Here is a 12,640-nt window from a genome sequence, read left to right on the forward strand (position 1 = left end):
TAAATAATGTCAGCAGAAGTAGAAGAACAAAATATCATTAAAGCAACTGATGTGAAAATTTTCCCATATAGGATATTAAAACCAACAACAACTGAAAAAATATTAAACCAAATATTACAGTTAGAAGGAGTTTTAAGAGTATTACTTAATGGTGAATCATTACCTACAATAGTTAACTTTGGCCCAGCAAAGGGATTGCCAGTTAACCATACAGATAGAAAAACTATCAACGTAAAAGGTAACGACGTTCCACTACGTGTTTCTGTTGGTGAAATAATTTTAACAGTCCAATTAGACAATCTTGAAGATTTTGTAGAAAAGGCTGATGAAATTTTGGATAATACTCTAAACTTTGGTTATGATATTAAAGTTGGAATATTTAATAAAACTCAAACTTCCGTTTCAGATTACATGAAATACGGTGAAGGATTTGAAGACAAAATAGATTCAAGACTAATAGGATTAGTAGATCCAAACGCAAAATCATCAGAAACTGTTAGATATATCAGGTGATTGTAAATGGCATATGACGTACAATTTTATCCTGGGGAAAGTAAAATTGCGGAAAACCGTAGAAAACACTTAAACCCAGATTATGAACTCGAAATACTAAGAAGTATTGCAGATGACGATATAGTAAAACTTTTAAGTCACAGAAACCCAGGGGAAGGTTACAAAACAGTACACCCACCTCTCGATGAAATGGACTTTGAAGCAGATGATATGAAAGACTTCGTAGAACCAATCGACGGAGCAAAAAAAGGAATTCGTATAAGATACGTACAATTCGCAGACTCAATGTATAACGCACCAGCTCAACCATACGACAGAGCAAGATCATACATGAGAAGATTCAGAGGAGTAGACACAGGTACACTCTCAGGAAGACAAGTAGTAGAAATGAGAGAATCCGACTTAGAAGAAACTTCCAAATTATTAATGGAATCCGAATTCTTCGACCCAGCAAAAACTGGATTAAGAGGAGCAACAGTACACGGTCACTCATTAAGACTCGATGAAAACGGTTTAATGTTCGACGCATTACAAAGATACGTATATGATGAAGATGAAGGAGTAGTTAAATACGTAAAAAACCAAGTAGGTGTAGAACTCGACGAACCTATATCAGTAGGAGAACCATTACCAGAAGACAAACTTAAAGAAATCACAACTATTTACAGATATGATAACGTAAGTTTAAGAGACGACCCAGAAGTTATTAAAGTAGTAGAAGAAGTACACTTTGCAAGAACTGCTGGTGGATATGGTTTAGAAGTATTCAACGACGATTTACAAAGTAAATTAGGTGGTAACTAATGGTAGATGAGAAAAAATTATTCTTAAAGGCTTTACAAGAAAAATTTGATGAAGACCCTGAAGAACAAAACACTAAATATTACTGCTATGGTGGATGGGAACAATCCGCAAGAAAAAGAGAATTTAATGAACAAGCAGAAAAAGCTATGGAAGCTCGTGGAGGATTACCATTCTACAACCCAGACATAGGTGTACCTCTCGGACAAAGAAAATTAATGGCATACCAAGTATCTGGAACAGACACATACGTAGAAGGGGACGACCTTCACTTCTGTAACAACTCAGCTATCCAACAATTAGTAGACGATATAAAAAGAACAATTATCGTAGGTATGGATACAGCTCACGGTGTACTTGAACAAAGGTTAGGTGTAGAAGTAACTCCTGAAACAATCAACGAGTACTTAGAAACAATCAACCACGCACTCCCTGGAGGAGCAGTAGTACAAGAACACATGGTAGAAGTAGACCCAGGATTAGTAGTAGATTCCTACGCAAAAGTATTCTCAGGTGACGACGAATTAGTAGATCAATTAGATTCAAGATTCGTAATCGACATCAACAAAGAATTCCCTGAAGAACAAGCAGAACAACTCAAAAAATACATAGGTAAAAAAACATACCAAGTATCAAGAGTACCTACATTAGTAGTACGTGCTTGTGACGGTGGTACCACCTCAAGATGGTCTGCTATGCAAATCGGTATGAGTTTCATCTCAGCATACAAATTATGTGCAGGAGAAGCAGCAATTGCAGATTTCTCATACGCAGCAAAACACGCAGACGTAATCTCTATGGCTAGTGCAATGCCAGCAAGAAGAGCAAGAGGTCCTAACGAACCTGGAGGAGTAACCTTCGGTGCAATCTCTGATATGGTACAAACCAGCAGAGTATCAGATGACCCTGCAAAAATATCATTAGAAGTAATCGGTGCAGCATCCCCATTATACGACCAAGTATGGTTAGGTTCATACATGTCTGGTGGTGTAGGATTCACACAATATGCTACAGCAGCATACACTGACGAAATCTTAGACGACTTCGTATACTACGGTAAAGACTATGTAGAGAAAAACTATGGTGGATTATGTCAAGCTGAAGCTTCAACAGAAGTAGTAAGAGACATTGCAAGTGAAGTAACCCTTTACGCATTAGAACAATACGAAACCCCAGCAGCACTCGAAGACCACTTCGGTGGATCACAAAGAGCATGTGTAGCTGCAGCAGGTGCAGGTTGTTCAGTAGCATTCGCAACTGCTAACTCCAACGCAGGTGTAAACGGATGGTACTTAAGTCAATTATTACACAAAGAAGGACACAGCAGATTAGGATTCTACGGTTACGACTTACAAGATCAATGTGGATCATCCAACTCCTTATCCATAAGAAGTGACGAAGGTCTCATCCACGAATTAAGAGGTCCTAACTACCCTAACTATGCAATGAACGTAGGTCACCAACCTGAATATGCAGGTATTGCTCAAGCACCTCACGCAGCAAGAGGAGACGCATTTGCACTTAACCCATTAATCAAAGTTGCATTTGCAGACAACAACTTAACATTCGATTGGGCTAACCCAAGAGCATGTATCGCAAAAGGTGCAATTAGAGAATTCATGCCTAGCGGAGAACGTGACTTAATTAACCCTGCATTATAAGCGGGTAATAATTTACGAATATAAAGGTATCATTTATATATAACAAGGAATATATATAATAGTGAAGTTTCCGAGTAAACTTTAAGTATTGAAATATATTCAATAATAGTTAGTATATTGGAATCGCAAGGTACGACCCGTATTACATTCGTAGACGAGGTACGGTCTGCATTTTCCGATAATTCAAACTATTATTATACTTTTACTGGGAATTAAGGGATTATAGTTCATACATCGGAAACTATTACCTTTATGTTATTCTCTTTAGAACAACTATTTTTTTTAACATCAATTATTTTAATTAAATTTCCACTAATTATAACTCTACAATATTGTGGAATAATTATTCTATAAAAATTAAATGTAACTTTTTAATTAATAAAAAAAGAGTGGAGTTTAGAAATTTTTAATACACATACTTATTTTCACATTTTATAACTTCATCATTTTCGCAAATAATATTTCCCCTATTTATAGTCATTATGTTCTTACCAGTATACTCTCTTTCTTCGAATGGTGTGTATTTACCTTTCGTATAAAATGTTTCAGTATCTATTTTTCCTTCAAGTTTCATATCTATTACTGTTATATCAGCGTCATATCCTACTTTTATCTCGCCTTTATTTGGGATTTTAAATATTTTTGCCGGATTAGTGCTCATTAATCGTACTACTTCCTGTAATGTAATATTGTTATTGTTTACTTCTGTTAATAATAATGGTAGTGTGTTTTCTAGTCCTGGTATTCCGGCTGCACTATTCCATGTGTTCTTCAGTTTTTCTTCTAGTGTGTGTGGTGCATGATCTGTTCCTATTGAATCAAATTCTTTCATGTGTTCTATGTTAATGTTATAATTTTCATCTCTTAGTGGCGGATTTGTTTTTGCTTTTATTCCATATGTTTCATATGTGCTGTTGTCTAGGAATATGTGGTGTGGTGTAGCTTCTATGCTTATATTTATTTTTGTTCTTGCTTCTCTTATCAGTTCTAGTGTTTGTCTAGTACTGATATGACATAAATGTAGTTGTAAGTTTAATTGTTTGGCATATTCTATTGCTCTGTTTACTGCTATTAGTTCTGCTAGTGCACTTCTTGCATAACTGTATGTTATGGTTTTTTTATCATTTTCTGGATTGCTGCTTAATGTTTTAATGTTGTAATCGACTAATGTTTTGTCTTCACAGTGTAAGCTTAAGGGTTTACCTGTTTTTGATACGTATTTGAACATTTCGAATAATTCATTGTTATTGTGTAGGTCCATGAATATTTTGTATGATGCGGGTTTTTCTTCTAGAATTTCATTAACATCTTTTTGTGTTTTTACTCCTGCATGTAATGCGTAGTCTACATATGATTTATTTTTGGCTATTTCTTTTTTTTCTTTAAAGTTTTTTAGTGTGTTGGTTAATGGACTGGTATTTGGCATGTCTATTATTGTTGTGTATCCTCCATGTGCTGCTGCTTGGCTTCCTGTTGTCCAGTTTTCTTTATGTGTTAGTCCTGGATCTCTTAGGTGTACGTGTGTGTCAATTAGTCCTGGGATGATGATGTTTTCTTTTATGTTTATTATTTTGTCTGTTGTTTTATCTGAGCTTAGTAGTTGTTTTGTTATTTTTTTTATTTTTCCATCTTCTATTATGAGGTTTATAATTTTGTTGTCTATTGTTTTACAGTTTTTTAATATTATATTTGACATTTTTATGTCCTCATTTATTTTTTTTGGGTTTCCTTATTTGTTCTTTACTTATTAATAATATATGTTACAAATTGTTATATATCTTTAAAATTTTTGTTAGGTTGATTTTTTATGCAAATGGAAAAATTTGTTGAGGATATTATTGTTAGAGATAAAAAACAATTTAGGGAGGATTGTCTTTCTCCTTCATTTAAGTTGGTTGGTACGGAGAATATAACTCCTGTTATTGCGGATTTTACTGAGTATTCTCCGTTACATAATGGTCATTTATTTTGTATGCGTGAGGCTAAAAGGTTACATCCTGATGCTTTGTTTGTTGCTGTTATTCCTGGCTTGTTTGAACGTAATGGTAGGGGTTTGCCTTATATTATGACTCGTCATAAGCGTGCTGAGTTGGCTATTAAGTTGGGGGCTGATATTGCGGTGGAGGGTCCTCCTATGGGTATTATGGGTTCTGGTCAATATTCTCTTTGTTTGTCTTTGATGTTTAAATATTTGAATGCAGATTATATTCCTAGGGGATATATTAGTCAAGATCCTGAATTTAAAATAATACTGGACTACATAAATAATGGTAAAGGTGTTGCACCAAAACCATACAAAATTGTTTCAATGGAAGATAAAAAGGTGCTTCTTGAAGGTAAATTAAGCAATGATGATTATGTTATTGTTTCTTTATCCAAATCTTTAACTAAGATAAACTTTAATTTTAAGAACAAATTTATTTTTGTACCAAGACTAGAAAATGTAAGCGGAACCAAAATTAGACAATTAGTATCAAACGGACAAGTCGACGAATTAGATGACATGTTACCTCAAGAAACAATAAACATGCTAAAAAAAGAAATCTCTGATGACCACGCACCATTACATGATACAAGAGCAACTAATCAATTACTAAATAACGTCAACAATTTCTCTGAAAAAGACTTAAATAACCTAAATCTAATAGATTCACAAACAGTGGACAATATACTCAAAAACAGGCCATTTAACACAATAAAAGAAGTAACACAAAACATCACACAAGGATTCAGTACACATAGAAAACAAAGAATATTAAGTGTATTAGAAGTAGGTATTTTTAAGGATGAAGTACATAAATATATAAATAGTTATCCACAAAAAATCAGAGTATTAGGATATAAAAATAAAGAAGTTCTAAAAAAATTTGAACAAAACTTAAAAAATAATTTACAAGGAGATAATGGAAAAATATGGCAATAAATGATAAAGCTTTCATAAGATTAAATTACACAGGTAAAGTAAAAGAAACTGGAGACGTATTCGACACAACATACCAAGAAGTTGCAGAAGAAGCAGGAATAGCAAATCCAGATAAAGATTACCATCCAATGGTTTTAGCTGTAGGATCAAGTCAACTCTTACCAAAATTACATGAAGAAATCCAAAAATTAGATGTAGGAGACAAACAAACAGTCGAAATTGCAGCAGAAGATGCATTCGGTAAAAGAGATCCAAGTAAAATACAACTAATACCAATGAAAGAATTCAAAAAACAAAACATCAAACCATTTGTAGGAATGCCTTTATCATTAGAAGGAAACCCTGGAATAGTAAGAACAGTAGATGGTGGAAGAGTAAGAGTAGACTTCAACCATGAACTAGCAGGAAAAGACATAGTATACGAATTAGAAATAGTTGAAGAAATCGAAGACAACGAAGAAAAAATTAAAGGATTAATAGAAGTATACTACGGAAACCCTAGCTTAAACTTAGATGAAGCAAAAATCGAATTTGAAGACGATATTGCAAAAATCAACTTAGGATTAATTGCAGGATTCGACCAAAGATCAGCACAAGAAGTAACACTCTCAAAATTCAGAGTAGCAAGAGAAATCTATGAAAACATTGAAGAAATAGAAAAAGTTCAATTCATAGACGAATTCGAAGATAACACTCCAGAAGAAACTGAAGAAGAAGAAATTCCTGAAGTTTTACCTGAAGATGAAGAATAAGATTTTTAGGTATTATCCCTAAAACTATCTTTTTTATATAATTTCTGAAGTCATTTCAATCATTTTTTCGCACTGAATTAAATCATCAACAGTATTTAAAACAGTGGAAATATTCTCATTCTCAATAATACAAACTAATTTTTTATCATCAACATATGATTCAACAAAACCTTCATTATCAGGATATAATGATTGATAAGCAATTTCTGCATATTTTCTGTTAATGTAATTAAAAGTTAATTTAGTTTTAATTTTCATAATTACAACTTTGTTTTTCAATACTAATAATTTCATACACCTTATTATGAATATTGTTCCTAAAAATTATTAACAGAATTTATATATAATATCTTTAACAAATCATAAACTAGTATATTCGATTAATATAAATAATCGATATTTTTAATAGAATACTATTTATTGTATTATTAAAAAAAATTTTCACATAAAATATGATGAAAAAAAGAATATATAAACGGAGGACAACAGAATGGTAAGACCATACACAAGAAAAGATTATATTAGAAAAATCCCAGCATCAAAAATTGTACAATATGATATGGGTAACTTATCAGAAGATTTCCCACTAGAAATCTCATTAGCAGTAAAAGATCACACTCATTTATCACACAACTCATTAGAAGCAGCAAGGGTTGCATCTAACAGATACTTACAAAGAACCACAGGTAAACTAGGATACAGATTAAAAATCAGAGTATACCCACACCACATAGTAAGAGAAAACCCAATGGCAACCGGAGCAGGTGCAGATAGGGTACAAAGTGGAATGAGAGGAGCATTCGGTAAAGCAGTAAGTTCAGAAGCATTAGTACGCAAAAACCAAAAAGTTATCACAGCATACGTAAATGTGAAAGACTTCGAAAGTGCAAAAACAGCACTTTACAGAGCTGCAATGAAATTACCAGTATCCTGTAAATTAGTAGTTGACAAAGGACATGACCTTGTTCAATTCTAAAAAAACCAAAAAATCACATAACTAGAATGAAAGGATTTAATAATAGAATAAATAGTCGAATTTATATAAACATCAATTATTTAACATAATTGATTAATAATCCTTTAAAATTGTTATATAAATCATTAATAATGGAATAAAATTATAAAGAAGAGTGTTACAAATGAACTATGTTGAGTTTTTTAAACAGCTTTCAAAGGATGATATTCCTGTAGCTGGAGGTAAAGGAGCTAACCTTGGAGAATTAACAAATGCAGGAATTCCAGTACCACCAGGTTTTGTTATCACAGCAGGAACATATCAAAAATTCATCACAGAAACTGGAATTGTAGACCAAATAAATGCAATGCTAGCAAGTCTAGATATCAATAACACAAGTGAATTACAAAAAGTAGCAGAAGACATAAAAGATCTAATAGTTACCACACCAATTCCTGATGATATCCAAAATGCTATCATAGAATCATATAACAAACTATGTTTAGATGTAGAAAAAGATGATGTAGTAGTAGCAATAAGATCATCTGCAACAGCAGAAGACCTACCTGACGCATCATTCGCAGGTCAACAAGACACTTACCTAAACATCAGCGGAATAGATGATGTATTAATAAATGTAAGAATGTGTTGGGCTTCATTATTCGAAGCTAGAGCAATATTCTACAGAGCTGAAAATGACTTTGATCATTCAAAAGTATTAATAGCAGTAGTAGTTCAACAAATGGTTAACTCTGAAAAAGCTGGAGTAATGTTCACAGTAGACCCATCAACCGGGGAAGAAGAAATGCTCATAGAAGGTGCATGGGGACTAGGAGAAGGTGTAGTATCCGGTACAGTAACACCTGATACATGCAGGTATGATAAAGCAAATGATGAAATCAAATCATACAGAATAAACACCAAAAAAACAATGTTTACCAAAGACCCAGAAACCGGTGCAACAGTACAAATAGAAGTTCCAGAAGACAAAAAAGATGAACGTGTACTAACTGATGGAGATTTAGAACAACTAACCCAACTTGGAAGAAGAATACAAAAACATTACGGTGCACCTATGGACACTGAATGGGGTATAGAAAACGATAAAGTATTCATGCTTCAAGCAAGACCAATCACAACTCTAGACAACATCGATGAAGACAAAAACAATGAATCATTAGATGATGAAGAAGAAAGAGTTATATTAACCAGAGGATTAGGAGCAAGTCCTGGATTAGTATCAGGTACAGTTAAAATCATCAAAAAACTAGATGAACTCGATAAAATCCTCGATGGAGACATTCTAGTCACTACTATGACAACTCCTGACATGGTTCCAGCAATGAAAAGAGCAAACGGTATAGTAACTGATGAAGGTGGAGTAACCTGTCACGCAGCAATCATTTCCAGAGAATTAGGAATACCATGTGTAGCAGGAACAGGTGAAGCAACAACAATCCTCGAAGAAAATACCCAAGTAACAATAGATGGTAAAAAAGGTATAGTATTCGAAGGAGCATTTGGAGGAAACAAAGACGATGCTTCAAATGAAGAATCACAAGCCACAACCTCTGCAGCACCATTAATAACTGTTACTGATGTTAAAGTAAATGTAAGTATGGCTGAAGCAGCACAAAAAGCTTACGCAACAGGAGCAGACGGTGTAGGATTACTCAGAACAGAGCATATGATGCTTGCAACAGGAATAGTACCATACAAATTTATTGATGAAGGCCGAGAAGATGAACTAGTACAAGTATTAGTTGATAACATACTCAAAGTAGTTGACGTATTCTATCCAAAAACAGTTTGGTACAGAACACTCGATGCACCTACCGATGAATTTAAAACTTTAGAAGGTGGAGAAAACGAACCTGACGAAGCAAACCCAATGCTAGGTTGGAGAGGAATAAAAAGAGAATTAGATCAACCAGACATTCTCAGAGCAGAATTCAAAGCTATTAAAAAACTACATGACCAAGGATACACAAATATTGGTGTAATGTTACCATTATTACATAAACCTTCCGAACTTCATGATGCTAAAGAAATAGCTAAATCAGTAGGTTTAATACCACATGTTGATGTAGACTTTGGTATGATGGTTGAAACTCCAGCATCAGCACTTATCATAGAAGATTTCATCGCAGAAGGCCTTGACTTTGTAAGTTTTGGAACAAATGATTTAACACAATATACTCTTGCATTAGACAGAAATAATGAGTTAGTTGCAAAACATTACACAGAAGCACATCCTGCTGTACTAAAATTAATCATGCATGTAATTGAAAAATGTAATGAAGCAGGAGTAACTACAAGTATCTGTGGACAAGCAGGTAGTAAACCAGAAATTGTTGAAAAATTGGTTGAAGCTGGAATAAGCAGTATTTCAGCAAATACTGATGCAGTTCCAACAATAAGAAAATTAGTTGCTAAAGTAGAAAAGAGAATTATGCTTGATGCAGCTAGAAAAGTTTTAAAAAATGAATAAATTTAACACTCTTCACCACCCTTTACCTTTAATGATTTTTTCTTAAGATATTTTAATTTTAAATAACAAATATTGTATTATAAAAATAATATTGTATTTACAGTATAGTTATTAGTTTTAAGAGATACTCCCTTTTTTTTAGTATCTTATGATTGTTGTATTATAATTCTATTAGGTTTAGTGATGTAATGTTAGAACATGGTTTAACAGAAGATGAAATTTTTAAAAAATTATCCGAATTTTATGATATGGATTTACATTATGAATCAGGTAGAATATTAGGTTCTATGTGTACTAAACCTGATCCTGTTGCTATGAAAGCTTATAAAATGTTTATCGAAACAAATCTTGGAGATCCTGGTTTATTTAAGGGAACAGCTATTATGGAACGGGAAGTTATTTCTATTCTTGGTGAATTATTGCATTTATCTAATCCTGCAGGGCATATAGTTACCGGTGGTACTGAGGCTAATATTATGGCTATGTGTGTAGCAAAGTATTTGTATGAATCACGCCGTGATGGTATTCCTGAGGTAATTTTGCCGAGAAGTGCTCATTTTTCTTTTAAGAAGATAGTTTCTATGTTGTCCTTGAAACCGGTTTATGTTCCCTTGGATGATAACTATAAGATGGATGTTTCAAAAATAGAGGATTTGATTACTGAGAATACTATGGCTATTGTTGCTATTGCAGGTACTACTGAATTGGGTATGGTTGATGATATAGAGGAAATCTCCAGAATAGCTTCTTCACATAATATTTATTTACATGTGGATGCTGCTCTTGGCGGCTTCATATTACCCTTTTTAGATAAGGAAAATAGTGTTCAATTAAATTTTGACTTTAAATGCCAGGGTGTATCTTCTATGACGATAGATCCTCATAAAATGGGACTTGCACCTGTACCTGCTGGTGGAATAATATTCAGGCATAAAGAACATTTGGATTTACTTTCAGTTAAAACACCATATCTTACTAAAGATAAACAGACAACAATAGTTGGCACCCGAACTGGTGCAGCTACAGCAGCCACTTGGACCTTACTTAACCATTATGGAAAAGAGGGTTATAAAAAAACAGTTAAAAACACAATTAATTTAACACAATACACCTATAAGAAATTACAATCAATGAAGAATATCAGTGTAATATGTAAACCCGAACTGAATTTAATATCATTCAAAACAGATTGTATGGATGTTGATTCATTAAAACAAGAATTACTTAAACTGGATTGGCATGTTTCAGTAGCAGAATATCCATATGCAATCCGGTTAGTGTTAATGCCACATGTAAAAAAGGAACACATTGATAAATTTTTAAAAGATTTGGATAAAATATTAAAAAGAAGATAAATGTAATATTATGTTTATCCACCATAAATTACTTTAATAATTTCTATTTCATCATTATCATTAACAATCTCATCTTCAGTTACAGTATCTCCATTTTGTTTGATAACTACAGTTTCAATAGGAATGTTCTCATTTTTAAGAATTGTTTCAATACTTGTATTTTCTGTAAATTCTATTTCTTTAACATCACTTTTATTTATTAATTTTATGCTCATATTATTATTCCTCTGTTTTTAGTTTTTCATGTATTTTTTCTAAAAATTTACAAGACTTACACACGTCCTGTGAAGATGGTTCTCCACAACGGGTACAAGTTTTATTTGGTTGTCCTTTATAATTATTCAAATAATCAGTTTTAATAGCAGGCTTAATTTTTTCAAAACCATTTAATGTAGAGTACATTATTGTCGGATGTTTAAGAGCAGCTTCTCTTAAAAAGTCCCCAATTTCCATACGGAATGATTCATGTGCATATGGACATCCATCAAAATGAACTTCATATCCACTTTCTAAAACGTACAGGCCAATCTCTTTTTCTGGAATCTCTCGTAATGGCTTAATCTTTTGAGTAAATCTTTCATCACGTGATTCTGTCTTATATCCTATACGAACCATATTGTTAACATTACCTTCAAGATAGTTCATCAGGATACTTTGTGTTTCATCATCAAGGTTATGTCCAGTTGCAAGTTTTGTTGCATTAACTTCTCGGGCAGTTTGATTAAATATTTGTCTACGGAACACTCCACAATATGTGCATGCATGCTGAGGATGTTCCTCTTTTGCTTCAACTTCCATAATCTTATCAATTGTAAACTTATATTTGTCCTTAAATGATATGATATGATGTTTAATATTTAATTTTTCTGCCACATCCTTTGCTATCCTCACACCTTCTTCACGATAACCGGATATGCCTTCATCTATTGTAACGGCTTCTAATTCTATGATATTCTTTTCTTTAAGAATGTTAAGAATCTTCAATAAAGCAACACTATCTTTACCACCGGATAAGCCAACCAGTACCTTATCACCTTTGGTGATTAATTTTTGTTTCTTTATAGTTTTTAAAACCTTTGTTTCTATTGATTTTCGGAAACATGAACTGCATAATCGTTGACCATTATATTTTCTATGGATAACTACATGTTCATATCCACATTGAGTACAAACATTTTGTGTCAAATTA

The 12,640-nt window shown here is 33.0% G+C and carries 12 protein-coding genes; 8 read left to right on the forward strand and 4 right to left on the reverse strand.

Features of this window, described 5'->3' with window-relative positions; translation table 11 throughout:
- Positions 1 to 6: 6 nt before the first annotated feature.
- The 3 genes from mcrD to mcrA are packed head-to-tail and all read left to right on the forward strand — an operon-like array spanning position 7 to position 2,975.
- Positions 7 to 513, forward strand: a complete 507-nt coding sequence (gene mcrD / locus PXD04_RS13420; RefSeq protein ID WP_323737371.1) for a methyl-coenzyme M reductase operon protein D — start codon at positions 7 to 9, stop codon at positions 511 to 513.
- A 6-nt stretch (positions 514 to 519) separates the two neighbouring features.
- Positions 520 to 1,317, forward strand: coding sequence for a coenzyme-B sulfoethylthiotransferase subunit gamma (gene mcrG, locus PXD04_RS13425; RefSeq protein WP_323737372.1), 798 nt, complete (start codon positions 520 to 522; stop codon positions 1,315 to 1,317).
- Positions 1,317 to 2,975 carry a coenzyme-B sulfoethylthiotransferase subunit alpha gene (gene mcrA, locus PXD04_RS13430; protein WP_323737373.1) on the forward strand — a complete coding sequence of 553 codons (1,659 nt, stop codon included), beginning with the start codon at positions 1,317 to 1,319 and terminating at the stop codon, positions 2,973 to 2,975. The genes mcrG and mcrA overlap by 1 nt, the downstream gene beginning before the upstream one ends.
- 406 nt (positions 2,976 to 3,381) lie before the next feature.
- Here the strand turns inward: mcrA and PXD04_RS13435 are convergent, their stop codons facing one another.
- Positions 3,382 to 4,671, reverse strand: coding sequence for a dihydroorotase family protein (locus tag PXD04_RS13435; protein WP_323737374.1), 1,290 nt, complete (start codon positions 4,669 to 4,671; stop codon positions 3,382 to 3,384).
- 111 nt (positions 4,672 to 4,782) lie between these two features.
- Between PXD04_RS13435 and PXD04_RS13440 the strand changes: the two genes are divergently transcribed.
- Positions 4,783 to 5,898 (forward strand): nucleotidyltransferase family protein, encoded by a 1,116-nt coding sequence (locus PXD04_RS13440; protein WP_323737375.1) that lies wholly within the window; start codon positions 4,783 to 4,785, stop codon positions 5,896 to 5,898.
- Positions 5,889 to 6,650, forward strand: a complete 762-nt coding sequence (locus PXD04_RS13445; protein ID WP_323737376.1) for a peptidylprolyl isomerase — start codon at positions 5,889 to 5,891, stop codon at positions 6,648 to 6,650. The genes PXD04_RS13440 and PXD04_RS13445 overlap by 10 nt, the downstream gene beginning before the upstream one ends.
- Positions 6,651 to 6,683: 33 nt before the next feature.
- Here PXD04_RS13445 and PXD04_RS13450 read toward each other — a convergent pair whose 3' ends face one another.
- Complete coding sequence (locus tag PXD04_RS13450) at positions 6,684 to 6,908, reverse strand: KEOPS complex subunit Pcc1 (protein ID WP_323737377.1); 225 nt, start codon at positions 6,906 to 6,908, stop codon at positions 6,684 to 6,686.
- Positions 6,909 to 7,140: 232 nt separating this feature from the next.
- Here PXD04_RS13450 and rplJ point away from each other — a divergent pair, with 232 nt between their 5' ends.
- From rplJ to mfnA, 3 genes are all read left to right on the forward strand, one after another.
- On the forward strand, positions 7,141 to 7,626 hold the full coding sequence (gene rplJ, locus PXD04_RS13455) for a 50S ribosomal protein L16 (RefSeq protein ID WP_323737378.1): 486 nt from the start codon (positions 7,141 to 7,143) through the stop codon (positions 7,624 to 7,626).
- A 163-nt stretch (positions 7,627 to 7,789) separates the two neighbouring features.
- The gene (gene ppsA, locus PXD04_RS13460) at positions 7,790 to 10,096 is read left to right on the forward strand and encodes a phosphoenolpyruvate synthase (RefSeq protein ID WP_323737379.1); all 2,307 of its coding nucleotides are present in this window, start codon (positions 7,790 to 7,792) and stop codon (positions 10,094 to 10,096) included.
- A 188-nt stretch (positions 10,097 to 10,284) separates the two neighbouring features.
- Positions 10,285 to 11,451 (forward strand): tyrosine decarboxylase MfnA, encoded by a 1,167-nt coding sequence (mfnA, locus tag PXD04_RS13465; RefSeq protein WP_323737380.1) that lies wholly within the window; start codon positions 10,285 to 10,287, stop codon positions 11,449 to 11,451.
- A 14-nt stretch (positions 11,452 to 11,465) separates the two neighbouring features.
- Here mfnA and PXD04_RS13470 read toward each other — a convergent pair whose 3' ends face one another.
- Both PXD04_RS13470 and PXD04_RS13475 read right to left on the reverse strand, forming a co-directional pair.
- Complete coding sequence (locus tag PXD04_RS13470; RefSeq protein ID WP_323737381.1) at positions 11,466 to 11,666, reverse strand: MoaD/ThiS family protein; 201 nt, start codon at positions 11,664 to 11,666, stop codon at positions 11,466 to 11,468.
- Between the two features lie 4 nt (positions 11,667 to 11,670).
- A complete protein-coding gene (locus tag PXD04_RS13475) occupies positions 11,671 to 12,636 on the reverse strand; it encodes a TIGR00269 family protein (protein ID WP_323737382.1) in 966 nt (321 codons plus the stop codon).
- Positions 12,637 to 12,640: the final 4 nt, after the last annotated feature.

This window comes from Methanosphaera sp. ISO3-F5, assembly GCF_034480035.2.
Lineage (GTDB): Archaea > Methanobacteriota > Methanobacteria > Methanobacteriales > Methanobacteriaceae > Methanosphaera.